Source organism: Mesorhizobium sp. LHD-90, assembly GCF_030929505.1.
Taxonomy (GTDB): Bacteria; Pseudomonadota; Alphaproteobacteria; order Rhizobiales; family Rhizobiaceae; genus Kumtagia.
Genome location: NZ_JAVFVV010000002.1, coordinates 12,784 through 39,118 on the forward strand (window position 1 = coordinate 12,784; position 26,335 = coordinate 39,118).

The window sequence follows — 26,335 nt, forward strand, 5'->3', positions numbered from 1 at the left end:
TCGCCCCGGTCGCATGGTTGCATCTTAGCCGGTGATAACATACCGAAGCATTGGAGAAGACGCCGCCGATCCTATATAAGCGGCTTACGAATCCCCTCATAGATAGCGATCCGATTTGACCGACCAGAATATTCCGCGCGGGCCTGACGACCCATCCGGCATCGAGCCGATCTCCATCATCGAGGAGATGCAGCGCTCTTATCTCGACTATGCGATGAGCGTCATCGTCAGCCGCGCGTTGCCGGACGTTCGCGACGGCCTGAAGCCGGTGCACCGCCGCATCCTCTTCGCCTCGCATGAGAGCGGCTATCACTGGAACCGCAAATACGTGAAGTCGGCGCGCCCAGTCGCCGATGTGATGGGTAAGTACCATCCGCATGGCGACGCCTCGATCTACGACGCGCTGGTTCGCATGGCGCAGGATTGGTCGATGCGCGTGCCGCTCATCGACGGCCAGGGCAATTTCGGCTCGATCGACGGCGATCCGCCGGCGGCGATGCGTTACACCGAATCGCGCCTCACCAAGGTCGCCCACGAGATTCTCGAGGATATCGACAAGGAGACCGTCGATTTCCAGGACACCTACGACGCCTCAGGGCAGGAGCCGAAGGTTCTGCCTGCCCGTTTCCCCAATCTTCTCGTCAACGGTTCCGGCGGCATCGCTGTCGGCATGGCGACGAACATCCCGCCGCACAATCTCGTCGAAGTCGTCAACGCCTGCATCGCGCTGATCGACAATCCGGCGATCGACCTGCCGGACCTGATGGAGATCATCCCCGGGCCGGACTTCCCGACCGGCGGCATCATCCTCGGCCGCTCCGGCATCTACAACGCCTACGCCACCGGCCGCGGCTCGATCGTCATGCGCGGCAAGGTGCATGTCGAGGAGATCCGCGGCGACCGCGAGGCGATCATCGTCACCGAGGTCCCTTTCCAGGTGAACAAGGCGACGATGCAGGAGAAGATGGCCGAACTGGTGCGCGACAAGCGCATCGAGGGCATCTCCGACATCCGCGACGAGAGCGACCGCCAGGGCTACCGCGTCGTTATCGAGCTGAAGCGCGACGCTAATGCCGAGGTCATCCTCAACCAGCTCTACCGCTTCACGCCGCTGCAGACCTCGTTCGGCGCCAATGTGGTGGCGCTGAACGGCGGCAAGCCGGAAGTGCTGACGCTGATCGACATGCTGAAGGCCTTCGTCGCCTTCCGCGAGGAGGTGATCAGCCGGCGCACCAAATACCTGCTGCGCAAGGCGCGCGACCGCGCCCACATCCTCGTCGGCCTGGCGATTGCCGTCGCCAATATCGACGAGGTCATCAAGGTGATCCGCAACGCCTCCGACCCGGCTTCGGCACGCGAGCAGTTGATGACGCGGCGCTGGCCGGCGGCCGACGTCGAGGCGCTGATCCGGCTGATCGACGACCCGCGCCACCGCATCAACGACGACGGCACCTACAATCTCTCGGAAGAGCAGGCGCGCGCCATCCTCGCCCTGCAACTGTCGCGCCTCACCGCGCTCGGCCGCGACGAGATCGCCGACGAACTCAACGAGATCGGCGCGGAGATCACTGATTTCCTAGATATATTGTCGTCGCGGGCGCGCATCATGCAGATCGTCAAGGACGAACTGACCGCCGTTCGCGACGAGTTCGGCACGCCGCGCCGCACCGAGATCACCGACGCCGGCTCCGACATGGAGGACGAGGATCTCATCCAGCGCGAGGATATGGTCGTCACCGTAACCCATGAGGGCTACATCAAGCGTGTGCCACTGTCGCTCTACCGGGCGCAGAATCGCGGCGGCAAGGGCCGCTCCGGCATGTCCACGAAGGATACCGACTTCGTCACCCGGCTTTTCGTCGCCAACACGCATACGCCGATCCTGTTCTTCTCCTCGCGCGGCATCGTCTACAAGGAGAAGGTCTGGCGGCTGCCGATCGGCAATCCGCAGTCGCGCGGCAAGGCGCTGATCAACCTCCTGCCGATCGAAAGCGGCGACCGCATCACCGCCATCCTGCCGCTGCCGGACGAGTCCGAGTGGGATAAGCTGCACGTCATGTTCGCGACGACGCGCGGAACCGTTCGCCGCAACGATCTCTCCGACTTCGCCGACGTCAGGCGCAATGGCAAGATCGCGATGAAGTTCGACGAGGAGGGCGACACCATCCTTGCGGTCGAAACCTGCACCGAGAACGACGACGTGCTGCTCACGGCCGATTCAGGCCTGTGCATCCGGTTCCCAGTGACTGATGTGCGCGTGTTCCAGAGCCGCGGCTCGCAAGGCGTTCGCGGCATCAAGCTCGGCGAGGACGATCGCGCTATCTCGATGTCCATCATTGAGCATGTCGAGGCATCGCCCGCCGAGCGTGCTGCCTATCTGAAGCGCGCGACGGCCGAGCGCCGGGCGGCTTCGTCCGACAGCGCCGAGGAGGACATATCACTCACCAACGAGGAGGTCGGCGAGGAGACGGATCTCTCCGACGAGCGATACGAGGAGCTGAAGGCTCACGAGCAGTTCGTGCTGACCGTGACCGAATACGGCTACGGCAAGCGCTCGTCGTCCTACGATTTCCGCCTCACCAATCGGGGCGGCAAGGGCATCCGCGCCACCGACGTGTCGCGCACCGCCGAGATCGGAAAGCTGGTAGCTACCTTCCCGGTAGCGCAGGAGGACCAGATCATGCTGGTCTCCGATGGCGGAACGGTCATCCGCGTGCCGGTGCACGATATCCGTATCGCCAGCCGCGCCACTAAGGGCGTCACCATCTTCAATACCGCCGAGGACGAGAAGGTGGTGTCGGTCGAGCGCATCTCCGAGCCCCAGGCGGATGAGGATGAGACCGGGCCGGCCGAAGCAGGCGCCGCAGAGCCGCCCTCCGAGCCTTCGCCGGAAGAATAGGGCATCGCGGCGCGGCGGCTTGCCGCGCCGTTCCCCCTCTGCGTCGGGCAAGCCGCGCTATCAGGTTCGGCGACGTCAACGGCCTGTTACGCGTGCCTGTGCGTGGCGCATTCCGCCTGTTACAGTCGCCTTCTACGACAGGACCAACCGGTTTCGCGGACGCACCGCGTCTGCTCGCCGGCAGAACGGAGCGTCCATGGCCGAGGAAACCGGGCGGGCAGACGGTGAGGATGGCGTGGAGCTTACCGTCGACGACGCCGTCGACATGGCGGTCGAGCTGATGCGCAAGAAGCAGCTTAAAGGCGCCGCGGAAATCCTTGAAAGCGTTCTGGAAATCGAGCCGCGACGGGCAGACGTCCTGAATTTTCTCGGCGTAGTGCGCTTTCACCTCGACGGCCCGCAAAAAAGCGTCGAGATCCTGAAGCAGGCCGCAGAGATCGCCCCGGCGCATGCCGGCATCCGCAACAATCTGGGCAATGCCTATGTCGAACTTGGCGATACCGACGCAGCGGTCGCCGCCTACGACAAGGCGATCGAGATCGACCCCAATCTGGCGGACCCCTACGCCAATCTCGCCGCGATCGTGAAATATGCTGGCAACGACGGCTTTGCCGAAAAGCTGCTGCGCAAGGCGATCGACATAAATCCCGAATTCGGGGTGGCGCACCAGAATCTCGCCGCCATCCTGCTCGACACCGGCCGGGCGCGCGAGGCCATCGACTATTTCTGGAAGGCCACCGTGCACCTGCCCGACAAGGGCGTGCCGGCGCATTTTCTGGCGCTGGCCTACTGGTTCGCCGGGCTGAAGGACCTCGCCATCGACTTCGTCAAGAAATGGGCGGACGCCAATCCGAACGACGCGCAGGCCCAGCACATGCGGGCGTCGATGACCGGCGAGAACGTGCCGGACCGGGCGTCGGACATTTATGTGAGCAAGCTGTTCGACCAGTTCGCCAGTTCCTTCGACGCCAAGCTGGACAGCCTGGACTATCGCGCCCCCGAACTGGTCGGTGCCGCTGTCGCCACCGCGGCGGGCGAAAGAAACGGCCTCGCCATCCTCGACGCCGGCTGCGGCACGGGCAAATGCGCGAAATATTTCCGGCCATATGCGCGTTCGTTGGTCGGTGTCGACCTTTCGGGCGGCATGCTGAGGAACGCTAACAAGCTAGGCCTCTACGACGATCTTCAGCAGGCGGAACTGACGGCGTTTCTGGCCGCGCGCCCGGACGCCTACGACGTGATCGCCTCGGCTGACACGCTTTGCTATTTCGGCCGATTGCAGGAGTTTTCGGCAGCAGGGGCGTCGGCGCTGCGCGGAGACGCCGCACTGGTCTTCACGGTCGAGGCGCTCGGCGCTGAGGTACAGGAGGATTTCCAACTGGCCGTGAACGGGCGATACGCCCACGCCGAGTCTTATGTAAGAAGATGTCTGGAAGACGTCGGTCTGGACGTTGAGCGTTGTGTGCGCGAAAAACTGAGAAGCGAGAACGCCGAGCCAGTGATCGGCCTTGTCGTCACGGCGCGAAAGCGGCCCTGAGCGCAGCGAATTCTAGCGCGAGCGGTGCGCGCCAAAACCCTGGTTCTGGCTGGCGCGACTTTCGACCTTGATGCGCTCTGCTTCCTCGCGAAGCCCGAATACGGTCCCGATCAGCATTGCGAGAGTCATGGCGACGGCGAGCATGGTGATCATCATGGCGGTTTTCTCCTGCTGCCTTAACGCAGTTCTCTGTGCTTTGGTTTCTTCTTATATGGGTACCGACTTCGCCGGGCGCCGGTGAAGCTTTCGTGAACAGTGCGTCATCGGGCCGGTTTTCGGTCCAAGGTTGGTGAACAATTTGTTGCCGCGACGCGTCCGGATTCTTCTCGCCGCATAAAGACGTTTCGAAACGGCCGGCCGTGACTTGCACAAGCAGCCTGGCCGAATTGCCTTTGCGTCGGCGTCCCGCTAGAAGCGGCGGCCATGACCGAACGCATCGCCATCTACGCCGGCTCCTTCGACCCGCTGACCAACGGCCATCTCGACGTGCTGAAGGCGTCGCTGGCCGTGGCGGACGTGGTCCATGCCGCGATCGGCATCCATCCTGGCAAGAAGCCTCTGTTTTCCTTCGAGGAACGCGTCGACCTGATCACGGCCGCCGCAAGGGCTGAACTGGGCAAGAGCGCCGACCGCATAAGGGTCGTGTCGTTCGACGGGCTGGTCATCGACGCCGCCCACAAGGTCGGTGCCTCGATCATGATCCGCGGCCTGCGCGACGGCACCGATCTCGACTACGAGATGCAGATGGCGGGCATGAACGAGACCATGGCGCCCGATCTGCAGACCGTTTTCTTGCCCGCGAGCCCGTCGGTACGCACCATTACCGCCACACTTGTGCGGCAGATCGCGTCGATGGGCGGCGACATCAGGCCGTTCGTTCCCGCCGCGGTCGCCGGCGCGCTCAGGCAGAAATTCGCGACGTAACCAGGAATCCGGAGAAGGTCTTCGATGCTGTCAAAACTCTCTCGCCGGCAGTTCGCCGCCTTGCTGGCCGTTATCGGCTCGTTGGCGTTCCTTGCTCCCGCCCAGGCGGCCGAGCCGGAAAACACCATGATCGTCACGCTGAAGGACGGCGACGTCACCATCGCGCTTCGGCCCGACCTCGCACCCAAGCACGTGAATCAGATCAAGGCGCTGGTGCGCGAGGGCGCCTATGACAATGTCGCTTTCCACCGCGTCATCGACGGGTTCATGGCGCAGACTGGCGACGTGCAGTTCGGCGACATGAATGACGGCTATGACGCCGGCGCCGCCGGCACCGGCGGTTCGGACAAGCCGGACCTGCCGGCCGAGTTCTCCAGCGAGCCCTATGTTCGCGGCGTCGTCGGCATGGCGCGGGCGCAGAATCCTGATTCCGCCAATTCGCAGTTCTTCATCATGTTCGCGCCCAATCCCGGCCTCGACGGCCAGTACACGGTGGTGGGTACCGTCGAGAGCGGCATGGAGCTGGTGGACAAGATAAAAAAGGGCGACGCGGATCAGAACGGGGTTGTCAGCGAACCCGACCGCATGCTGAAAGTCCGCATCGCCTCGGATAAGTAAGATCCGAACAGTCGCCGGCCGGCTAAGGTCGCGAAGCATCAATCCAAAGGAAAGAAGTCATGGCCGAGATCAAGGATCGCGAGCAGGCGCTCATCGTTGAAACCACCAAGGGGAAGGTCGTCATCGAGCTTTTCCCGGACCTTGCGCCCGGCCACGTGGCGCGCATCAAGGAACTGGCGCGCGAGGGCGCCTATGACGGCGTGGTCTTCCACCGCGTCATCGACGGTTTCATGGCCCAGACCGGCGACGTGAAGTTCGGCAAGTCGGATGGCGCATCCTTCAACCCGTCACATGCCGGCATGGGCGGCTCCGACAAGCCTGACCTCAAGGCGGAATTCTCCAACGTCAATCATGGCCGCGGCACCTGCTCGATGGCGCGGGCCCAGAACCCGAACTCCGCCAATTCGCAGTTCTTCATCTGCTTCGGCGATGCGGGCTTCCTCAATCGCCAGTACACGGTCTGGGGTCAGGTGATCGAGGGCATGGAGAACGTCGACAAGATCAAGCGCGGCGAGCCGGTCGTCGACCCGGACAAGATCGTCTCGATGAAGGTCGCGGCGGACGTGGCCGAATAGCGCGCAGGCCGGCATCACCTGGACATTGGGAACGCGGCGATGATGGGGCTGGTCTGGTCGCTGCTCGGCATATTGTCGGGCGCCTTCATCGCCGTCCAGGCGCCCATCAATTCGCAACTGGCGCGCGGTCTCGGACTGCCGGTCGCGGCCGCCGCCTTCTCGTTCCTGTCGGGCGCGGTGGTGCTTGGCGTCGTCACAGTTGCCTTCACCCGCTTCAACGACGTCTCGCTCGACTGGCGCGCTCCGGCGCCGTGGCTGTTCGTGGCCGGCGGCGTGCTCGGCGCCGCCTATGTCACGATCTCCACGCTGCTGATCCCGCGCATCGGCGCCGCCGCGCTGATGGCCTTCCTGGTTGCCGGGCAACTGATCGCCGGCATGCTGCTCGACCGCATCGGCTTTCTCGGCATGGCCGTGCGCGAGATTTCGCTCGGCCGTATCGCCGGCGCGATGCTTCTGCTTGCCGGGGCGCTTCTGGTACGTTTGTACTGAAGCGGTGGTTGCGGAGCAGTCGATGTCGAAGCATGCATTCGTCCTTCTTGCCGGCCTGCTGGCCTCGGCCGCGCCGGCGATGGCGACCGGCGAGATTTCCTGCGGCGACGGCGAGGGCGTCGGCATCGACCTTCTGGTCGGCCATGTCGACGTGCTCAGCGTCTCTCGCGTGGTGGTGACGGTCGGTGACAAGATGTGGTCGTCGACGCCGAAAAGCTGGCCCGGAACGCCAATCGCGGTGGGACAGGCGTTCGAGGACGACCGCCAGCTTGTCCTCGACATCACCGACGAGGGCGTCAACGAGATCATCGGCCGGCTGCGTGTGTTCAAGGCAAGCGAGGGCGAGACATCCGTCGCCAGCGGCGTTTTTGCCTGGAAAGGCGAGGGCGCGTTCGTCGTCGATTGCTCCGAGCCGCAATGAAGGTTGACCTCTTCGATTTCGAACTGCCCGAGGAGCGGATCGCGCTGCGCCCCGCCGAGCCCCGCGATGCCGCGCGGCTGCTGGTGGTGCGCCAGGACGGCGAACTCGAAGACCGCTCGGTGCGCGACCTGCCCGGGCTGCTGAGGGCCGGCGACGCGCTGGTGTTCAACGACACCAAGGTCATCCCGGCGCAGTTGCGCGGCATCCGCCATCGCGGCGAGGCGACCGCCGCGGTCGACGCGACCTTGCATATGCGCACCGCGCCCGACCGATGGCTTGCCTTCATGCGTCCGGCGAAGCGGCTTCAAGTCGGCGACCGCATCCGTTTCGGACATGACGGCGAGGTCTGCTTCCTCGGCAAGCTGGATGCCACCGTGCTCGATAAGCGTGAAGCCGGCGAGGTGCTGCTCGGTTTCGAATTGTCCGGGGCCTACCTGGACGAGGCACTGCAGGCCGTCGGCCACATCCCGCTGCCGCCCTATATCGCGTCGAAGCGCGATGACGACGAGCGCGACCGCACCGACTACCAGACCGTCTATGCGCGCGAGGAGGGTGCGGTGGCGGCGCCTACCGCCGGATTGCATTTTACGCCGGAACTGTTCGCCGCTCTCGACCGCGCCGGTATCGAGCGGCATTTCGTGACGCTGCATGTCGGCGCCGGTACTTTTTTGCCGGTCAAGGCCGAGGATACAGCGGACCACAATATGCACGCCGAGACCGGCACGGTTTCGGCCGGGACGGCGGCGGCGCTCAACGCGGCCCACGCGCGGGGAGGGCGCGTCGTCGCTGTCGGCACGACCTCACTGCGCCTGCTGGAGAGCGCGACGTCCGAGGACGGCACGGTGGGTGCCTGGTCGGGCGCGACCTCGATCTTCATCACGCCGGGCTACCGGTTCCGCGCGGTCGACGTGCTGATGACCAACTTCCATCTGCCGCGCTCGACCCTGTTCATGCTGGTCTCAGCCTTCTCCGGCCTCGACACCATGCGCGCCGCCTATGCGCATGCGATCGAAAGCGGCTATCGTTTCTACTCCTATGGCGATGCGGGGCTGCTGTTTCGCAAGGAGCTGTGACGATGGACGAAGACCTGGAAATCATGGACCGCGTCGCGCTGGTGGCCGAGGTCCGCAAGCTGCGCAACGCCGTCCGAAGGCATCGCGATGCTACCGGCCACGACCTCTGCTGGCATCACCCCGATCTGTGGGAGCTCTTGCCGGAACGGACAAAACCGTCCATTGCGGTGCCGCCCTGGCCGAAATTCATGCGCGGCTGCATCCGCTACCGCGCTTCGCTCGACCGGCAGGCTGCCGACGCTCCCATCCACGACAAGGAATATGATGGCTGAACAATTCGGCTTCAAAGTGCTGGCGACGGACGGAAATGCCAGGCGCGGCGAGGTTTTCATGCCGCGTGGAACCATCCGGACACCGGCCTTCATGCCGGTCGGCACCGGCGGCACCGTCAAGGCCATGTACATGGACCAGGTCCGCGCGCTGGGCTCCGACATCATTCTGGGCAACACCTACCACCTGATGCTCAGGCCCGGTGCCGAGCGTGTCGCGCGGCTCGGTGGCCTGCATGAATTCGCACGCTGGCCGCACCCGATCCTCACCGATTCCGGCGGGTTTCAGGTCATGTCGCTGGCGCAACTGCGAAAACTGACCGAACAGGGCGTTACGTTCCGCTCGCATATCGACGGCGCCGCCTATGAAATGACGCCCGTGCGTTCGATCGAGATCCAGGGCTTTCTCGGCTCCGACATCCAGATGCAGCTCGACGAATGCGTCGCGTTGCCGGGCGAGGAGAAGGACATCGAGCGCGCCATGGAGCTTTCCCTGCGCTGGGCCGAACGCTGCAAGGCGGCCTTCGGCGACCAGCCGGGCCGGGCGATGTTCGGCATCGTGCAGGGCGGCGACAAGCCGCAACTGCGTGTCCGCTCCGCGCAGGCCCTCAAGGCGATGAACCTTAAGGGATATGCGGTCGGCGGTCTGGCGGTTGGCGAGCCGCAGGCGGTGATGCTGGACATGCTGGAGGCGACCTGCCCGGAGCTGCCAGCCGAAAAGCCGCGCTATCTGATGGGCGTGGGCACGCCCGACGACATCCTGAAATCGGTGGCGCGCGGCATCGACATGTTCGATTGCGTCATGCCGACCCGGGCCGGCCGCCACGGGCTGGCCTATACGCGGCGCGGCAAGGTCAACCTGCGCAATGCCCGGCACGCGGACGATCCGCGGCCGCTCGACGAGGAGAGCGACTGCCCGGCGGCCCGCGACTATTCGCGCGCCTATCTGCACCATCTCGTGCGCTCGCAGGAGGCGCTGGGGGCGATGCTGCTCACCTGGAACAATCTTTTCTACTATCAGAGCCTGATGCAGGACATCCGCGACGCCATCGAGGCCGGGGTGTTCGCCGAACGCTCGGCGCAGATCTCGGAACAATGGGCGCGGGGTGACGTGACGCCGCTCATGAGAACTTGAGGGAAGTGGCTCGCTGATCGGCAGGCGCAGGTTCACCTGAGCTTCCTGCGCCAGCACTGCTTGTTGCGAGGCTGAGCTGACATCAGAAGCCAATCACGCTAGGTGCTTAGCGTTTTCGATGTCTTGAGGCTGACGCCGGTGATCTTGTAGGTTCCGTCCGGTTGCAGCGCCAGCGTATAGACGGCCTCGTAGTCCTTGCCGTCAGGTCCGACGATCAGCACCTGCTGAACGATTGCCGACCCGGCTTCCTCGGCTTTTCCGAAGGCGTAGCTTTGCGGCTTGTAGACCGGCTGGTAGGCGCCGGTCACCATGGCCATGAAGGCTTCAAGCGTCGGGAAGACGTTCTTGATGCCCGGCGCCGCATAGTCATAGGCTGCAGCGTCGTCACCGCGCTTGAAGGCCTCGATCTGCGCGCCGATGGTATCCTGCGCCGCCCTGATGTCGGCCTCGCCGGCAACAACGTCTGCCAGCAATGTCGGCAGGAGAAGGAGAGCGCACAGGATGCGGTGCATGGCGGGCCTCTTTCGGCAGCCGGGCGCTGCGAGCGACCAGCCTTTTGCAATATACGGGGAAAGCGACCTTTTGGTTTCAAAGCAAATCGCCGGCTAAAGTCAGTTTTCCGAGGTGGCTTGCCTAACTTTTCCGCAAGGTCCCGGGCATTTTGCCCGCATCTTGGGCAAATCTGGTCAATTGGCCGCTCGCGCGGCTCATTCATGCGATTGCACTTGCTTTTCCGGATCAACGCATTTGAAATGCGGGCATAGGGGAGTGCGCGCTTGGTTGCGTTCGATGAAATGTCGCCGGAAAAATCCGGCATCCGCAGACCGTATTTCGGCTACGACAGTTGGCTAAAAGAACAGGATACAGCTCGGCTGACGGAAAAGACACGCGACGCTGAACGTGTCTTCCGCAAGACCGGAATTACCTTCGCCGTTTATGGTGAGGCTGAATCGGCCGAACGACTCATTCCCTTCGACATCGTGCCACGCATCATTTCCGGCCAGGAATGGCGCCGCCTGACGCAAGGCATCGAACAGCGGGTGCAGGCGCTCAACGCCTTCCTCGACGACATCTATCACCGCCAGGAGATCCTGCGCGCCGGCCGCGTTCCGAAGGATCTGATCGCCAACAACGAAGCGTTCCTGCCGGAGATGATAGGCGTGCGTCCTCCTGGCGGGGTCTATACGCACATCATCGGCGTCGACATCGTACGCACCGGCGAGGACGAGTTTTTTGTGCTCGAGGACAATGCCCGCACGCCCTCCGGCGTCTCCTACATGCTGGAGAACCGCGAGACCATGATGCAGCTCTTCCCGGAGCTGTTCCAGCGCGTGAAGGTGCGGCCCGTCGAGGACTATCCGAAACTGCTGCGCCAGTCGCTCGCCGCGGTCAGGCCCGACGGCGTCAAGGGCACGCCGACCATCGCGGTGCTCACCCCCGGCCTGTACAATTCCGCTTATTTTGAGCACGCCTTCCTTGCCGACCAGATGGGTGTCGAGCTCGTCGAGGGGCAGGATCTGCGTGTGGTCGACGGCCACGTTGCCATGCGCACCACGGAAGGCTTCAAGCAGATCGATGTGCTCTATCGCCGCGTCGACGACGCCTTTCTCGATCCGCTCACCTTCAATCCGGACTCGGCGCTCGGCGTGCCGGGCATCATGGACGTCTACCGCGCCGGCAACATCACCATCGCCAACGCACCGGGCACCGGCATTGCCGACGACAAGGCGATCTATTCCTACATGCCGGACATCATCGAGTTCTACACCGGCCGCAAGGCGATCCTCGGCAACATCCCGACCTGGCGCTGCTCGGAACCCGACAGCCTGAAATATGTGCTGGAGCATCTCTCCGAGCTTGTGGTCAAGGAAGTCCACGGCTCAGGTGGCTACGGCATGCTGGTCGGTCCGACCGCCTCGAAGAAGGAGCGCGAGGAATTCGGCAAGAAGCTGGCAGCCAGGCCGTCCAACTACATCGCGCAGCCGACGCTGTCCCTGTCGACCTGTCCGATCCTCACTGAAAAGGGCCTCGCGCCGCGCCACGTCGACCTGCGTCCCTATGTGCTGGTCTCCGACCGCATCCAGATTGTGCCCGGCGGGCTGACGCGTGTGGCGCTGAAGGAGGGGTCGCTGGTGGTGAATTCGTCTCAAGGTGGGGGGACGAAGGACACGTGGGTGCTCGATGATTAAGAGAGCGAATAGCGAATAGGGAGTAGCGAATAGGGAAGAGGAGGGCCGCGCTACGACAATAAATTCCTACAAGGATTTGGTGGTTTGGAAAGCGTCTGTAGAATTGGCTGTGACGTGCTATTCCATGACAAAGTCGTTTCCAAGCAGCGAAGTCTATGCGATGACCTCACAAATACGAAGGTCATCAGTGTCGATTGCTGCAAACATTGCCGAAGGGCATGGACGGGAAAATACGGGAAGTTTCATTCAGTTTCTTCGGGTGGCGCAAGGTTCGCTCAAGGAGTTGGAAACGCATCTGGTCATTTCAGGAAGAGTCGGCTTGATGCCAGATACCGACGTGGCACGCCTTCTCAGCCAAGCCGACGAGATCGGAAAAATGTTGCGTTCAATGGTTAGGAGTCTGCAACAGAAATCATGAAGACGCGCCCTTCTTTACCCTATTCGCTATTCGCTATTCGCTATTCGCTTTCCCGCAGGGTCTCCTGATGCTCCTCGGTCGCACCGCCAACGGCCTCTACTGGATGAACCGCTATATCGAGCGAGCGGAAAACATGGCGCGCCTGCTCGATGCGGGCCTGCGCATGGCGCTAACCCGCACGGCGAGTTCGGCGGAGGAATGGAACTCCGTGGTCGTGAGCGCCGGCTGCGAGGTGTCCTTCCGCAACAGGCATGCGGAGGTCTCGGCCACGGCGGTTGCAGATTTCCTGCTTCGCGACGCGAGCAATGCCTCCAGCGTGCTGTCGTCGATCGAGACGGCGCGCGGCAATGCCCGCATGGTGCGAACGGCCTTGACGCGCGAGACGTGGGAATCGATCAACGAGGCCTGGATGGCGATCAAGCGCGTGCTGGCTCGCCCGGTCGACGAGCGCGATCTGCCAAGCGTTCTCGACACCATCAAGCGTGAGACCGCCCAGATACGCGGCACATTCCACGGCACCATGCTGCGCAACGAGATTTTCGATTTTTCGCAGCTCGGCACATTGATCGAGCGCGCCGACAACACCGCCCGCATCCTCGACGTCAAATATTACGTGCTGTTGCCGTCAATCCACTGGGTCGGCTCCTCGCTCGACAACTATCAGTGGGAATCGATCCTGCGTTCGGTGTCCGCGCACCGCTCCTACCGCTGGGTGTACGAGGCCGACTACCGGCCGACCAACATCGCCGAATATCTCATTCTCGACCCGCGCATGCCGCGTTCGCTCGCCTTCTGCTACCGCAACCTGGCCGACAGCCTGCGATATCTCGAGGAGGCCTACGGCGTCCGACACGAGTGCCACGAGACGCTTGCCGCGACCACGGCGAAGCTGAAGGGCTCGACCATCAAGCAGATCTTCGATTCCGGCCTGCACGAATTCCTCACCGGCTTCATCCAGGACAACAACCGCCTCGGCGACGAGGTGGCGCGCAACTACCGTTTTTACTGATGACTTTGTGATCGCCCGGGTCCGTTTCCGTTCATGCGCCTGAAAATCACCCACCGCACCGAGTACAGCTACGATGTGCCCCTGCAATACGGATTGCAGCGGCTGCGGCTGACGCCGCTCAGCGGCTCGACCCAGGCCATCGTCAACTGGGCGCTGACGATCGAGGGCGCGCGCGAGGAGCTTCGGTTCGTCGACCAGTTCGGCAACGACACCCGCCTCGTCAGCGTCGAGGGGGACCCGCATGTCGTTTCCGTCGAGGCGGGCGGCATCATCGAAACCTTCGACACGGCCGGTGTCACCGGACCGCACCAGGGATTCGCGCCGCTGTGGCTGTTCCAGCGCCAGACAAATCTGACCGCGCCGGGCGAGGAGATCGAACATCTCGCCGAGACCATCGCGGCGACCAGCGAACTCGACAGGTTGCACGACTTGATGGACGCGGTGGCTGCTCGCATGCATTACGTGCCGGGCACGACCGATTCGGCCACGACGGCGGAGCAGGCGCTGAAACTGGGCCACGGCGTCTGTCAGGACTATTCCCATATCTTCATTGCCGCCGCCCGCCGCCTCGGCTTTCCCTCGCGCTATGTCAGCGGGTATCTGCTGATGGACAATGGCACGATCGACCAGGTGGCCAGCCATGCCTGGGCCGAAGCCCATGTCAACGCGCTGGGCTGGGTCGCCTTCGACGCCGCCAACCGCATCTCGCCGGATCAGCGCTATGTGCGGCTTGCTGTCGGCCGCGACTACCGCGAGGCGACGCCGGTTTCCGGCATAAGACTGGGGCAGGCGGCGGAAGCGCTTGCGGTCCGTATCACGGTGGAGCAGTAATCCGCGACCTTTTGCAATTTTGGGCAGCGCAGGATTCGGGCTAAAAGCCGAGACCGTCTTTCCATACGCCTGAGCGGAACTCTCTCGATGACCTATTGCGTCGGCCTCAAGATCGATCGCGGGCTCGTGTTCATGTCGGACACGCGCACCAATGCCGGCATCGATTCGATCTCCACCTTCCGCAAGATGCATGTGTGGGAAAAGCCGGGCGAGCGCGTCGTGGTGCTGATGTCGGCGGGCAATCTCGCCACCACGCAGAACGTGGTCAGCCTGCTCAACGGCCGCGCCAAGCCGCTGGAGGAGCGCAGGCCGGCGGTGCTGGAGACGCCGTCCATGTACCAGACGGCGCGGCTGATCGGCGATACCGTCAAGGAGGTCATCCACGATTCGTCGCCCACCGGACAGAAGGCCGACAGCTATTTTAACGCCTCCTTCATCCTCGGCGGCCAGATCCGCGGCTCCGAGCCGCGTCTGTTCATGATCTACCCTGAAGGCAATTTCATCGAATCGACCGACGACACGCCCTTCTTCCAGGTCGGCGAGACCAAATACGGCAAGCCGATCATCGTCAGGACCTACGACCGTGAGATGAGTTTCGCCGAGGCGGTGAAACTGCTGATCGTCTCTTTCGATTCTACGCTCAGGTCGAACCTGTCGGTCGGCCTGCCGCTCGACCTGCTCTTCTACGAGAAGGACGCCTTTCGCGTCAGCGTGCAGAAGCGGATCGGCCAGGACGACCCCTATTATCGAACGGTTTCCGACGGTTGGTCGGACGCGCTGAAGAATGCGTTCAAGAGCCTGCCGGACTTCCCGGAGAGCTAGCGCCAGCCAGAACGCTGGCCAGGATGCGATGCGATCGGCCATCCCCGGCATCTATCCAAGATCCTTTTCGGCCAGTTCGCGGAATGCGTCGGGCACGGATCGGGCGGCACCCAGCATCATGGCTCCATAACCCACGGCTTCCGGACCGAACCGGCTGCGGACAGCATCCATCGCGCGGTCAGCCGTCCAGCGGGCGGCGCCGCGTCTTGTGCCCGGCCGGCGCTTTTCGTCGGCGAGACCGAGATCGAATTCGAGCTGCAGATGCGGCCGGACCTCCAGGCCGGAAACGGAAATTGCCAGCAGCGAGATGGTCTTTTCAGATGGATGATCGGCGAGCGCTCCGCGAACGAGTTCTTCAGCGATCTCGGCAAGCGTGACGGTCGCCGAAATCGGCGCGTCGAGCGTGATCGAGCGGGTCACCGCGCGAAGGTCGGCGAACCTTACCCGCACCGTCACCGTTCGGCCGGACCGCTCCTTTGCGCGCAGCCGCGTCGCCACCCTGTCCGCCAGATGCAGGAGCGTCGGGCGCCAGACCGCCGGCTGGGCTGGCTTGCGGCCCAATGCCGACTGCGCTCCGGCCGAATGGGCGCGGCGATGTGTTTGCACCTCGCGCGGGTCGCGGTTCCAGGCTAGCGCCGCGAGTTTTTCGCCGGCAGCGGCACCGAGCAGGCGCTCGAGCGACCCGCCGGGCGTGGCGGCAAGCTGGCCGATCGTGTCGACGCCGATCTTTGCCAGTCTTTCCCGCGTCACCGGGCCCACACCCCACATGAGATCGACCGGCAGGTCGTGCAGGAACTCCAGTTCAGCGGCCGGATTGACCACGACAAGCCCGTCCGGCTTGGCGACCTGCGAGGCGATCTTGGCCAGATGTTTCGTTCGCGCTACGCCAACGGAGATCGGCAGGCCGAGTTCGGAACGGACACGGTTGCGGATGGTTCTTGCGATCTCGGCCGGCGTGCCGAAAAGATGCGTGCAGCCTGCAACGTCGGCAAAGGCTTCGTCGATCGAGATGCGCTCGACCAGCGGCGTGAAGTCGCCGAGAACAGCGATGGCGGCATCGCCCAGCCGCTGATAGTCGTGGAAATGGCCGTCGACGAAGACCAGGTCGGGACAGAGTTCGCGCGCCTTGCGGGCCGGCATGCCACCGCGAACGCCGAAAGCCTTCGCCTCGTAGGATGCCGCCAGCACCACGCCGCCGCCCACTGCAATCGGCCTGCCGCGCAGCGATGGGTGGAGAAGTTGTTCCACCGACGCATAGAACGCATCCAGATCCGCGTGAAGGATTGTGCCGGACGCGCCCACGCCATTTTCCCTTCAAGAACCGCCCAGCATGTCTCACCGAGAAAGAACAAAATAGGAACATTGTTCCCATTGGTTGTCAAGGCGGGATCGATGCAAGCGATTCAGGAGATCGGCGCTTCCTCGCATCGCAAGGCGCATCTTTAGGGCTGGGTGCGGCCATCCGCCGGAGTGGAAGGAGGACGTTGGCGCGAAAGCCAGCCCAGGATCGGTGCGGTTTCAGCCCTTCAGCATCTCGGCCACCCTCGGCGCGAAATAGGTCAAAATGCCGTCGCAACCGGCGCGCTTGAAGGCGACAAGCGATTCCAGCATGGCCTTCTCGCCGTCGATCCAGCCATTGGCGGCCGCCGCCTCGATCATCGAATATTCGCCCGACACCTGATAGGCGAAGGTCGGCATGGCAAATTCGTCCTTCAGCCGGCGGATGATGTCGAGATAGGGCAGGCCGGGCTTCACCATCAGCATGTCGGCGCCTTCGGCCAAATCCTGCTCGGCCTCGCGCACGGCTTCGTCCGAATTGGCGTGGTCGATATAGTAGGTCTTCTTGTCGCCCTTGAGCAGGCCTTTTGTACCGATCGCCTCCCGGTAGGGACCGTAGAAGGCCGAGGCGAATTTCGTCGCGTAGGACATGATGGCCACGTCCTGGAAGCCGGCTTCATCGAGCGCATCACGGATCGCGCCGATGCGGCCGTCCATCATGTCCGACGGCGCGACGATGTCGGCGCCGGCCCGCGCCTGCAGCACGGCGGCGGCGCCGACCTGCGCCACCGTCTCGTCGTTGACGATGATGCCTTCGCGCAAGATGCCGTCATGGCCATGGCTGGTGAAGGGATCGAGCGCGGCGTCGGTGATGACGCCGATCTCCGGCACGGCGGCCTTGATGGCGCGGGTGGCGCGGTTGATGAGATTGTCGGGGTCGAGGATCGCCGAGCCGGTCTGGTCGCGCAACGCAAGGTCGACATTCGGGAACGTCGCCAGGGCCGGAATGCCGAGTTTTGCGGCGCGCTCGGCCTCCTTCACGGCGAGGTCGACGGATAGCCGATGGACGCCGGGCATGGCCGGAATATCCTCGCGGCGGTTTTCCCCGTCGATCAGGAAGATCGGCCAGATGAGGTCGTCGACGGTCAGCCGGTTCTCCTGCACCAGGCGGCGCGACCAGTCGGCCTTGCGCATGCGCCTGAGGCGGCGGCCTTGGGTAATTTCGTCGACGCTGCGGCGGCCGGCGGGAAGTGTTGGGGCGTGCTTGTTCATGACGATGTCTCCGGCGGCGCTTCTAGCATGTCGGCGCGGCGGCGACCAATGCGACCGGATGTGCAACTACGGTTGGCCGTTCCCCGAAATCACCTGGAGTGTTCCCGCAAGGGCGCCGCGAAAGGCGTCGTCGAAGCTGACGCCGCGCTGTTGCCATTCATAGATTTGGCCGGCGCGGCCGATCCGCCAGTCGGCCACCCAGCCGCGGTCCTCCTCGCTCCAGGCAAGGATGCCGGCAAGCGCCAGCGCGCCGTCATAGCGGGCGGCGATGGCGTCGAGATCGGCGAGTTCGACCTTGGGCAAGGTGTCGGCATTGAGCGCGGCGCCCGACAGCGTGGCGGAGTCGGGCAGATCGACAGGCAGCGCCAGGGGTTCGCCGGCTCCGGCGAGCGACTGGCGCATGAAATTGCCGTCGGAGCCGTTGCGCGACAGCATAAAGGATTTCGCCGCCTGCTTCACCGCCAGAAACATGACGATACGCGGACGCTCCTGAAGCCACGGTTTGCGGCCGAGCTTTTTGAGGAAGGCATCGACGCCGTCGCGGTCCAAGACGCAAGTGAGGTCGTGCGGCCGGTCGTGCGTTCCCTGTTCGTCATGGATGGGGACGTCTTCCATGCGATCGCGATAGCGAAAGTCGCGTACGAACGAGCCGGCCCGCGGAAGCGCCGCCGCAACCGCCGGGTCGCGCAGCATGGTCCGGTCGCCGGTCACTTTTACCAGCACCTCGCGGAAGCACTCCTCGAAGCCGAGCTGACGATGCCTTTCGTCCGAACCGGTGACGATCGCCTGGGTGGTGTAGAGCGCGGTGAGATCAAGCGCACGAGCCGGGCCGCCGGCGCAGATAATCGCGGCAAGGCTTGCCAGGAACAGGAACGTGCGCGCCGCCGGCATTATGGAGCCTCATTCGATGTCCCGCCGCGGCGCTTGTCGCATGATCCGGCCGCCAACGGCAACCCGATCCGGCGCGACCGGACGTTGCACCGGCAGGCATGCCGGCACCTCCGATGCCGTTGACGCGCCGGTCTGCCGTCCTTAGCACTGGCTATGATCCAGAAAAGCGGGAGAATCGCAGCAGGCATGGATTTCGGCGGCGCAGACGAGATCAGGTTCGAGCGGATCGGCGTGGCCGGTGTGATCACGCTGACAAGGCCGAACGCGCTGAACGCCGTCACCCACGGAATGATCCTTGCGCTATCGAAGGCGTTCTCGGCCTGGGAGCACGACAGGAGTGTCGCCCTTGTGGTCATCAAGGCCGAGGGCAGGGCGTTTTCCGCCGGCGGCGACATCGCCGACGCCTATCGCGCGATGCGTGCCGGCACGGCGCCGGTCGCCTTCTTCGCCGACGAATACCGGCTCAACGCCGCGCTGGCCCGTTTTCCAAAGCCCTGCGTGTCGCTGATAGACGGCATCGTCATGGGCGGCGGCGTCGGCATTTCCTGCCACGGGTCGCACCGGGTGATGACCGAAAAGGCGCTGTTCGCCATGCCGGAGGTCGGCATCGGCTTTTTCCCCGACGTAGGCGGCAGTTTTCTGCTTTCGCGGCTGAAGGGCAGCTACGGCATGTTCCTCGGCCTGACCGGCGCGCGCATCCATTCGGGCGACGCCCTGAGGGCTGGCATCGCCACCCATGCGGTCGAGTCGGCCGCGCTCGGGGCTGTGTTCGACGCCTTGTGCAAGGGCGTGGCGCCCGACAAATGCCTGAGAGGGTTTGCGAGCGCGCCGCAGGCCGAGACCGACGAGGGTGCGCTGTTCTCGATCGCAAAGCTGTTTTCCCGCGAGCGGCTCGACGACCTGCTGGTCGGGCTGCGCCAGGTGCGCGAAGCTGGGGAGGCGCTGGCCGAGACTGCGTTCGCCGCGATCGACAAGGCATCTCCAACCAGCGTGGCCGTCACTTTCCGGCAGATCAATACTGGCGCCATGCTCGACATGGACGAATGCATGCGCATGGAATTCCGCATATTGAACCGTATGGTCGCCAGCCACGACTTTCCCGAAGGCATCCGCGCCGTCATCATCGACAAGGATGGCGCGCCGCAGTGGAAGCCGGCGACGCTGGCCGAGGTCGGCGATGCGACGGTCGAGGCCTATTTCGCGCCGCTGCCCGGCGGAGACCTCCCCCTGTGAGCGACACTTCCTCCGACCGGCGCAATTTCGGCCCGACGGTCGTCGAGCAACTGTTCGCATGGTTCCAGCGCATCATTGCCGTGTACTGCCTGATGTTCGGCGTGCTCTACTGGGTAAGGCTGCTCGGCTACTACGACTCGCCGCTGTGGCGCATCGACCTGATGCCGGTGCATTGGCAGGTGGTGACGGTGACGCTCGCGGTGTTTTTCCCTTTCGCCGCCGCTGGGCTGTGGATGCTGGCGTCGTGGGGGCCGGTAATCTGGTTCCTGTGCGCCGCGACCGAGACGGTCATGTATGCCGGCTTTCCCGACCTGTTCGGCCGACACTATGCGGTCGTGGCCTCGCACGCTTTCGCCGCCTGCCTGTACACGGCCTTCCGGCTGGTCATCCACTTCCAGAAGCGCACGGCCGCGCAGCAATAGTCGCTGCGTCCGCCGCTTCGGGGGCCGTCCTGCCGGGGTCGCTAAAGCTTTAAGTTAATTTTTCATCCTCGGCAGGGAATTCGTTAACCCTCTACCGAAACCAGTTGCCGGTAAGGCCTTGTTAAGGCTGGCGTTTAAGTCGAATTTTATGTGTATTCGATAGTGTCGCGACCAAGGTGAGAAAAAACAAAACATCACCCGGCGACAAACGAGAGGCGAATACAATGATCAACCCGCGTTCGGCGGCAAAGGCCGCGACTGTATCCGATGATCGCCGTGAAGCGATCCGCTCCCTATACATGGAATCACTTCAACTGGTCGAGCGTCTGCACCGCCGTCTGCTTGACGTGATCAAGGACGAGTTCGACCGCAACGGCCGCAGCGACATCAACGCCATCCAGGCGTTGCTGCTGTTCAACATCGGCAATTCCGAACTGACCGCCGGCGAACTCCGGTCGCGCGGCTACTACCTCGGCTCCAACGTCTCCTACAATCTCAAGAAGCTGGTCGATCTCGGCTTCATCAACCACCAGCGGTCGCGCATCGATCGCCGCTCGGTCCGCGTCAGCCTGACGCCGAAGGGTGCTGCAATCGCCGAGGTGGTCGCCGGGCTCTACGAACGCCATATCGGCTCGATCGAGCAGGTCGGCGGCATCAACACCGAAGAGTTCAAGCAGATGAACCGCGCGCTGCAGCGTCTCGACCGCTTCTGGAACGACACCATCGCCTACCGCATGTAAAGGCGGGCGAGAGCGCCCGCAGCCGATCGTTGACGAACCACGCAGGGCCGGTCCGTTGCGGACCGGCCCGTGTTCCGGTTGCAACACTGGAGCCGAAGTGGCCCCGGATCGCAGGACTCGGTCACGTTGCCGCCATATTCCGATGAAATTTCCAGACACTTGAAGACAGGACGTCGCGCCGGTCATCACGCAGAATTGCGGATCGGCCGGCAGGATTGAAGTGACGCTTCGTCATGGTTGGTCAATTGTTAAGATTGGCCGATTTAATCTCCGGCCGCTTCAGTCCGTGGTCGAAAGCAGGAATCAGCTCGGAATGTCCACCACCGCCAGCCGCCGTACATTTCTCACCAGTGCCGCAGCCGTTGCGGTTTCGCTCGTTGCCGGCAGTGCCTTCGCGGAGGAGGCGGACGCGATCGGCAACGTGCTGAAATCGGCCGGTCGCGGCAACTGGGACGACGAGTTCGACGCCCGCGCCACCGGCGGCGCCAAGGTGACGTCGCGCACCCCGATCTTCAGCCAGCAGACGGTGTCCTACATCGAGGCGGCGATCGGCCAGTATCAGGGCATCGTATCGGCCGGCGGCTGGCCGATGGTTCCCGCGGAGAAGAAACTCAAGCTCGGCGTGCAGGACCCGGACGTCGAGGTGCTGCGCAAGCGCCTGATGGTGTCCGGAGACCTGTCGCCGAACGCCGGCGTCTCGCCGTCCTTCGACACCTATGTCGACGCGGCTGTGAAGCGCTTCCAGGCCCGCCACGGCCTGCCCGCGGACGGCGTGATGGGCCAGTACAGCTTCAAGGCATTGAACGTTTCGGCGCCCGTGCGGCTCGGCCAGCTCGAGACCAACCTTGTGCGCCTTCGTTCCATGTCCGGTTTCCTCGGTGACCGTTACGTGATGGTCAACATCCCGGCTGCGCAGATCGAGGCTGTGGAAGGCGATCGCGTCGTCTCCCGCCACACGGCGATCGTCGGCAAGATCGACCGCCAGACGCCGATCCTGAATTCCAAGATCAACGAGATCGTCGTCAACCCCTACTGGAATGCGCCGGAATCGATCGTCCGCAAGGACATCATCCCGCTGATGCGCAAGAACCCGAAATATCTCGAAGAGAACTACATCCGCATCCTCGGCCCCGAGGGCGAGATCGATCCCTCGACCATCGACTGGTCGACCGAGGACGCGGCGAAGTTCCGCTTCCGCCAGGATCCGGGCGCCATCAACGCCATGGCATCGGTGAAGATCAACTTCCCCAGCCCGGAGAACGTCTACATGCACGACACCCCTTCGCAGGGGCTGTTCAACAAGCTGATGCGTTTCGATTCGTCGGGCTGCGTGCGCGTCCAGAATGTACGCGACCTGGTGGTCTGGATCTTGCGCGACACACCCGGCTGGAACCGGCAGCACCTCGAGCAGACGATCAAGGGCGGCGAGAATTCGCCGATCCAGGTGGTCAACCCGGTGCCGGTCTATTTCACCTACATCTCCGCCTGGTCGACCGGCGAGGGCGTCGTGCATTTCCGCGACGACATCTACGCACGCGACGGCGTCGACGAGCTGCAGATCACCTCTTCGCTGTAGTCGTTCGAAGGAAAAGCAAAGGCCGCCCGGAACGGAAGGGCGGCCTTTTTGCATGTCCAGGGCCGGGCGATCGATGCGGCCGGAACGACGGCGCTGCCGGCGATAGGTGGCGCTGGCCGTAGGCAGCCCTCAGTGCTTCAGCGTGTCCCGCGGATGATAGCGGCCGTCGGAACTCTTCCTGAACATCTCGCGCACCTGCGGGTGCCGTACCGGCTCTCCCGATTCGTCCGCCAGGAGATTCTGCTCGGAAACGTAGGCGATGTATTCGGTCTCCGCGTTTTCGGCCAGCAGATGGTAGAAAGGCTGGTCCTTGCGCGGCCGGACCTCTGCGGGGATGGCCCGGTACCATTCCTCGCTGTTGCTGAATTCCGGATCGATGTCGAAAATGACGCCTCGGAACGGAAAATGCCGGTGGCGCACCACCTGGCCGATGCCGAACTTTGCCGCCTTCATATTGTTCATTACACGCACCCTGCACGCATATTTGGCGCATCCGCCCGGCAATTTCAATCGTCGGCTTGACGCCTTGTCGGACAACGGGTTAGCGCCGCTCGTCAAAGCGCGCGAGAGTCATGTACGACGTCATCGGTCTGGTCATCCCGTTCTTCGGGCTCATCTTTGTCGGCTTCGTCGTCGCACGGCTGACGCGGCAGCCGCTGGATGCGCTGGGCTGGATGAACACCTTCATCCTCTATGTCGCACTGCCGGCCCTGTTCTTCCAACTGCTGGCCAAGACGCCGATCGAGCAACTGACCGCCTGGGGTTTCATTTTCGGCGCGGTGCTGGCGACCTATCTCGTCTTTTCGATCATGTTCATCGGCTCGATGATCGCCTCGCGCGGCGACATCGCGCAATCAATGCTGCGCGGGCTCGCCGCCGCCTACGGCAACATAGGCTATATGGGGCCGGGCATCGCGCTGCTGGCTCTCGGCGAGGAGGCGGCCGTGCCGGTGGCGCTGATCTTCTGCTTCGAAAACATCATGCATTTCGCGGTGGCGCCAATGATGATGGCGCTGGCAGGCGGCAAGGGCGAGCCGCCGCTGCGGCTGGCGGCCGGCGTGGTCCGCAAGATCGTGCTGCATCCCTTCATCATCGCGACCGCGATCGGCGTGGCGGCGGCGGCGCTGCAATTGCGCCCGCCCATGCCGGTGGAACGGCTTCTGAACTATCTTGCCAGCGCCGCCGCGCCCTGCGCGCTGTTCGCCATGGGCGTGACGCTGGCGCTGAGGCCGCTGCGGCGCATGCCGTTCGAACTCGCGCCCATCGCCGTCCTGAAGCTCGCCGTGCATCCGGCGCTCTGCTACGTGGTGCTGAGCTGGATCGGCGATTATCCGCACGGCTGGATCTATACGGCGGTGCTGCTCGCCTCGCTGCCGACCGCCACCAACGTTTTCGTCATCGCCCAGCAATATGGGGTGTGGATAGAGCGGGCTTCGGCCGCGGTGCTGGTCACCACCTGCCTGTCGGTGTTTTCAGTGACGGTGCTGCTCTACCTGATCACCACCGGGGCGCTTCCGCCGGACCTGTTCCCGAACCGTTGAGGCCAGCGACGAAAAACCGCTGCCGGGGCGCAAACCCTCGCGCATGAACAGCGCGCGCAGCGGTCCGAAGGCGCCAAGTGCGCTCAGGCCGGCGCTGCGGGCGATCTGCGCCGGCAGCATGTCGGAGAGCAGCGAGCGGTTGAGCAGGCTGACGGCGCCGGTGCGCGCCAGGATGTCGGGCCGGCGCTTCGAATCGTATGTCGCAAGCGCCCGGGCGTTGCCGGGGTCTTCGCGGTTGGCCGACGCAATTTCAATGAGTTGCTGGACGTCCCTGACGCCGAGGTTGAGGCCCTGCGCACCGATCGGCGGAAACATGTGCGCCGCCTCGCCGACCAGCGCCACGCGGTTTTTCGCGAAGCTCGAGGGCAGGCTGCCCGACAACGGAAATATCTGCGGCTGGGAATCGACCGTGATCCTGCCGAGCATCGACTGCATGCGCGTCTCGACCGCGAGCGACAGCGCGTCCTCGGGCAGGGCGGCCAGCCGTTCCGCCTCCCTTGGCTTCAGCACCCAGACCAGGCTCGAGCGGTCTCCGGGCAGCGGCACCTGCGTGAAGGGCCCGTCCTCGGTATGGAACTCGGTCGAGGTGAAGCCGTGGCCGCGCGCATGGGCGAAGGTGAGCACCAGCGCCGATTGCGGATAGGGGCGGCCGGAAACACGGATGCCGGCGGCAGCGCGCGCCGGCGAGTTGCGGCCATCCGCGGCGACCGCGAGTTTCGCCGAAATGCTCGAGCCGTCGGCGAGCCGCGCCGTGACCTGGTCCTCGCCGATCTCCCAGCCGTCGACAAGGCTTTGCCGTCGCTCGATGCCGGTGGCAGCGCCGGCAGCCGCCTCCAGCGCGCCGTTCAGCACCTGGTTCGGAATGTTCAGGCCGAAACAGGGCTCCGCGATCTCGCTGGCGTGGAACGTGACCACTGGGCTGCGGATAAGCCGCTCGGTCGCGTCGACGATCCGCATGATCCTCAGCGGCGCCGCGGCGTCCTCGATCCGGCTGAGCACCCCGACCCGATCCAGGACCGCAAGGGCAGGGACCATCAGCGCCGTCGTGCGCCCGTCAGTGCGGTTTGCGGGTGGCCCGGTCAGCGCGACGGAAAAGCCGGCATCGGAAAACACCAGCGCCGCCAGCATTCCCGCCGGGCCGGTGCCCGCCACGATCACGTCGAAGCTCTTTTGTCCGCGCGCCATCTGTCCGCTATCCGCTGCAACGTCGCCCCGGTATATGGTGCTCCTGAAAATGGATCAACGCGACGCATTCGCAAGCCATGAGCCAATGAGCAGCGACGACTTTGGTTTTCCATACCTCGACCGGGCGGGGCTGGCCGCCGCCCGTCTGGCTGCGAGACCGGGACGCGCGGTTTGGCTCGCCTTCGCCGCAGCAATGATCCTGGCCTGGGGCGGAATTGCCATGCTCGCTTTGCGGGCCGCCGAAATCCGCCAGCCGGGCGCAGGCCTCGCAGGCGACGGGCTGCTCAGGCACGTTGCACCTGGATCGATGCTTTCATTCCTCGACAGTTTTGTCGCGCTCTGCCTGACGCCGGCCGTCGCCCCCGGATCGGGTCCGGCGCAATTCATGGTCGCCACGGCCATGTGGTTCCTGATGGCGGTGGCGATGATGCTGCCTTCCGCCGCGCCGATGATCAAGACCTACTGCGAGATCGCCGATACGGCCGCCGGCAAGGGCGAGACGGCTGTTCACCCGCTGGTGCTGGTCGCTGGCTACCTGTCGGTGTGGCTCGCGGCCTCCATCGGCTTTGCCGCGCTCGATCTTGCGTTTCGCGCCCTGTTTTCGGCCGAGCCGTTCGCCGTGGCATCGCCGTTCGTGGCGGCGGTGCTGCTTGGCATCGCCGGCCTCTACCAGTTCAGCGCCCTGAAAGAGGCCTGCCTGAAAAAATGCCGCATGCCGTTTCCGATCCTGTTTTCGCGCTGGAGCACGCGGCCGGCCGCGATCTTCCGGCTCGGCGTCGACGAAGGGCTGTGGTGCTTTGGCTGCTGTTGGGCGCTGATGCTGGTGATGTTTTGCGTCGGTGTCATGAACATCTTCTGGATGGTGCTGCTCGCCCTCGTCGCTGTTGTGGAAAAGCAGATGCCGGGGCGGCTGGTCGGAGGGCTGGCCGGAACGATCCTGCTTGTATGGGCCGGCGCGCTGCTGTTTACTGCCGCTTGAGAGTGCAGG

28 protein-coding genes are annotated in these 26,335 nt (G+C 64.1%); 21 read left to right on the forward strand and 7 right to left on the reverse strand.

Annotated features, from left to right (window positions below; translation table 11 throughout):
- Positions 1–115 precede the first annotated feature (115 nt).
- Both gyrA and RB623_RS02215 read left to right on the forward strand, forming a co-directional pair.
- Positions 116–2,899 (forward strand): DNA gyrase subunit A, encoded by a 2,784-nt coding sequence (gene gyrA, locus RB623_RS02210; protein WP_308055121.1) that lies wholly within the window; start codon positions 116–118, stop codon positions 2,897–2,899.
- 196 nt (positions 2,900–3,095) lie between these two features.
- Entirely contained in the window at positions 3,096–4,436 is a 1,341-nt protein-coding gene (locus RB623_RS02215; protein WP_308055122.1) for a tetratricopeptide repeat protein, read from the forward strand.
- A 12-nt stretch (positions 4,437–4,448) separates the two neighbouring features.
- Here the strand turns inward: RB623_RS02215 and RB623_RS02220 are convergent, their stop codons facing one another.
- The gene (locus tag RB623_RS02220) at positions 4,449–4,592 is read right to left on the reverse strand and encodes a hypothetical protein (protein ID WP_308055123.1); all 144 of its coding nucleotides are present in this window, start codon (positions 4,590–4,592) and stop codon (positions 4,449–4,451) included.
- A gap of 267 nt (positions 4,593–4,859) precedes the next feature.
- Between RB623_RS02220 and coaD the strand changes: the two genes are divergently transcribed.
- Genes coaD through tgt form a run of 8 tightly spaced genes read left to right on the forward strand, consistent with a single transcriptional unit; the run spans position 4,860 to position 9,940 of the window.
- Positions 4,860–5,360 carry a pantetheine-phosphate adenylyltransferase gene (gene coaD / locus RB623_RS02225; protein WP_308055125.1) on the forward strand — a complete coding sequence of 167 codons (501 nt, stop codon included), beginning with the start codon at positions 4,860–4,862 and terminating at the stop codon, positions 5,358–5,360.
- Positions 5,361–5,384: 24 nt separating this feature from the next.
- Positions 5,385–5,978, forward strand: coding sequence for a peptidylprolyl isomerase (locus tag RB623_RS02230; protein WP_308055127.1), 594 nt, complete (start codon positions 5,385–5,387; stop codon positions 5,976–5,978).
- A 59-nt stretch (positions 5,979–6,037) separates the two neighbouring features.
- Complete coding sequence (locus tag RB623_RS02235) at positions 6,038–6,553, forward strand: peptidylprolyl isomerase (RefSeq protein ID WP_308055128.1); 516 nt, start codon at positions 6,038–6,040, stop codon at positions 6,551–6,553.
- 39 nt (positions 6,554–6,592) lie between these two features.
- The gene (locus tag RB623_RS02240; protein ID WP_308055129.1) at positions 6,593–7,042 is read left to right on the forward strand and encodes a DMT family transporter; all 450 of its coding nucleotides are present in this window, start codon (positions 6,593–6,595) and stop codon (positions 7,040–7,042) included.
- A gap of 22 nt (positions 7,043–7,064) precedes the next feature.
- On the forward strand, positions 7,065–7,463 hold the full coding sequence (locus tag RB623_RS02245; RefSeq protein ID WP_308055130.1) for a hypothetical protein: 399 nt from the start codon (positions 7,065–7,067) through the stop codon (positions 7,461–7,463).
- Positions 7,460–8,536, forward strand: coding sequence for a tRNA preQ1(34) S-adenosylmethionine ribosyltransferase-isomerase QueA (queA, locus tag RB623_RS02250; protein ID WP_308055131.1), 1,077 nt, complete (start codon positions 7,460–7,462; stop codon positions 8,534–8,536). Before RB623_RS02245 ends, queA begins: the two co-directional genes overlap by 4 nt.
- Positions 8,537–8,538: 2 nt before the next feature.
- Positions 8,539–8,808, forward strand: coding sequence for a hypothetical protein (locus RB623_RS02255; protein WP_308055132.1), 270 nt, complete (start codon positions 8,539–8,541; stop codon positions 8,806–8,808).
- Positions 8,801–9,940, forward strand: a complete 1,140-nt coding sequence (gene tgt, locus RB623_RS02260) for a tRNA guanosine(34) transglycosylase Tgt (protein ID WP_308055470.1) — start codon at positions 8,801–8,803, stop codon at positions 9,938–9,940. Before RB623_RS02255 ends, tgt begins: the two co-directional genes overlap by 8 nt.
- Positions 9,941–10,038: 98 nt before the next feature.
- On the opposite strand, the gene RB623_RS02265 is transcribed toward tgt, so the two are convergent.
- A complete protein-coding gene (locus RB623_RS02265) occupies positions 10,039–10,452 on the reverse strand; it encodes a DUF4864 domain-containing protein (RefSeq protein ID WP_308055133.1) in 414 nt (137 codons plus the stop codon).
- Between the two features lie 264 nt (positions 10,453–10,716).
- On the opposite strand from RB623_RS02265, the gene RB623_RS02270 reads away from it, so the two are divergent.
- The 5 genes from RB623_RS02270 to RB623_RS02290 all read left to right on the forward strand — a co-directional run bounded on the left by RB623_RS02270 (position 10,717) and on the right by RB623_RS02290 (position 15,209).
- Positions 10,717–12,129, forward strand: a complete 1,413-nt coding sequence (locus RB623_RS02270; RefSeq protein WP_308055134.1) for a circularly permuted type 2 ATP-grasp protein — start codon at positions 10,717–10,719, stop codon at positions 12,127–12,129.
- A 58-nt stretch (positions 12,130–12,187) separates the two neighbouring features.
- Positions 12,188–12,547, forward strand: a complete 360-nt coding sequence (locus tag RB623_RS02275) for a four helix bundle protein (protein ID WP_308055471.1) — start codon at positions 12,188–12,190, stop codon at positions 12,545–12,547.
- Positions 12,548–12,614: 67 nt separating this feature from the next.
- Positions 12,615–13,556 (forward strand): alpha-E domain-containing protein, encoded by a 942-nt coding sequence (locus RB623_RS02280; protein ID WP_308055135.1) that lies wholly within the window; start codon positions 12,615–12,617, stop codon positions 13,554–13,556.
- Between the two features lie 33 nt (positions 13,557–13,589).
- Positions 13,590–14,387, forward strand: a complete 798-nt coding sequence (locus tag RB623_RS02285; protein WP_308055136.1) for a transglutaminase family protein — start codon at positions 13,590–13,592, stop codon at positions 14,385–14,387.
- Between the two features lie 87 nt (positions 14,388–14,474).
- Positions 14,475–15,209: a proteasome-type protease gene (locus tag RB623_RS02290; RefSeq protein WP_308055137.1), complete on the forward strand. Its 735-nt coding sequence runs from the start codon at positions 14,475–14,477 to the stop codon at positions 15,207–15,209.
- 51 nt (positions 15,210–15,260) lie between these two features.
- On the opposite strand, the gene dinB is transcribed toward RB623_RS02290, so the two are convergent.
- The 3 genes from dinB to RB623_RS02305 form a co-directional block, all read right to left on the reverse strand.
- Positions 15,261–16,511 carry a DNA polymerase IV gene (dinB, locus tag RB623_RS02295; protein ID WP_308055138.1) on the reverse strand — a complete coding sequence of 417 codons (1,251 nt, stop codon included), beginning with the start codon at positions 16,509–16,511 and terminating at the stop codon, positions 15,261–15,263.
- Between the two features lie 216 nt (positions 16,512–16,727).
- Complete coding sequence (hemB, locus tag RB623_RS02300) at positions 16,728–17,759, reverse strand: porphobilinogen synthase (RefSeq protein WP_308055139.1); 1,032 nt, start codon at positions 17,757–17,759, stop codon at positions 16,728–16,730.
- Between the two features lie 66 nt (positions 17,760–17,825).
- Positions 17,826–18,650, reverse strand: coding sequence for a DUF2066 domain-containing protein (locus RB623_RS02305; RefSeq protein WP_308055140.1), 825 nt, complete (start codon positions 18,648–18,650; stop codon positions 17,826–17,828).
- 186 nt (positions 18,651–18,836) lie between these two features.
- On the opposite strand from RB623_RS02305, the gene RB623_RS02310 reads away from it, so the two are divergent.
- The 4 genes from RB623_RS02310 (at position 18,837) to RB623_RS02325 (ending at position 22,621) form a co-directional block, all read left to right on the forward strand.
- Positions 18,837–19,883 carry an enoyl-CoA hydratase/isomerase family protein gene (locus RB623_RS02310; protein WP_308055141.1) on the forward strand — a complete coding sequence of 349 codons (1,047 nt, stop codon included), beginning with the start codon at positions 18,837–18,839 and terminating at the stop codon, positions 19,881–19,883.
- Positions 19,880–20,305 (forward strand): DUF6163 family protein, encoded by a 426-nt coding sequence (locus RB623_RS02315; RefSeq protein WP_308055142.1) that lies wholly within the window; start codon positions 19,880–19,882, stop codon positions 20,303–20,305. The genes RB623_RS02310 and RB623_RS02315 overlap by 4 nt, the downstream gene beginning before the upstream one ends.
- A 224-nt stretch (positions 20,306–20,529) precedes the next feature.
- Positions 20,530–21,045, forward strand: coding sequence for a transcriptional regulator LdtR (gene ldtR, locus RB623_RS02320; RefSeq protein ID WP_308055143.1), 516 nt, complete (start codon positions 20,530–20,532; stop codon positions 21,043–21,045).
- A gap of 313 nt (positions 21,046–21,358) precedes the next feature.
- The gene (locus RB623_RS02325) at positions 21,359–22,621 is read left to right on the forward strand and encodes a L,D-transpeptidase family protein (protein ID WP_308055144.1); all 1,263 of its coding nucleotides are present in this window, start codon (positions 21,359–21,361) and stop codon (positions 22,619–22,621) included.
- Positions 22,622–22,750: 129 nt separating this feature from the next.
- Here RB623_RS02325 and hspQ read toward each other — a convergent pair whose 3' ends face one another.
- Positions 22,751–23,074 carry a heat shock protein HspQ gene (gene hspQ / locus RB623_RS02330; protein ID WP_308055472.1) on the reverse strand — a complete coding sequence of 108 codons (324 nt, stop codon included), beginning with the start codon at positions 23,072–23,074 and terminating at the stop codon, positions 22,751–22,753.
- Between the two features lie 119 nt (positions 23,075–23,193).
- Here hspQ and RB623_RS02335 point away from each other — a divergent pair, with 119 nt between their 5' ends.
- Positions 23,194–24,162 (forward strand): AEC family transporter, encoded by a 969-nt coding sequence (locus tag RB623_RS02335; RefSeq protein ID WP_308055145.1) that lies wholly within the window; start codon positions 23,194–23,196, stop codon positions 24,160–24,162.
- Here the strand turns inward: RB623_RS02335 and RB623_RS02340 are convergent.
- Complete coding sequence (locus tag RB623_RS02340) at positions 24,094–25,347, reverse strand: UbiH/UbiF family hydroxylase (protein ID WP_308055146.1); 1,254 nt, start codon at positions 25,345–25,347, stop codon at positions 24,094–24,096. The genes RB623_RS02335 and RB623_RS02340 overlap by 69 nt on opposite strands.
- A gap of 85 nt (positions 25,348–25,432) precedes the next feature.
- Here RB623_RS02340 and RB623_RS02345 point away from each other — a divergent pair, with 85 nt between their 5' ends.
- Positions 25,433–26,326 (forward strand): DUF2182 domain-containing protein, encoded by an 894-nt coding sequence (locus RB623_RS02345; protein WP_308055147.1) that lies wholly within the window; start codon positions 25,433–25,435, stop codon positions 26,324–26,326.
- Positions 26,327–26,335: the final 9 nt, after the last annotated feature.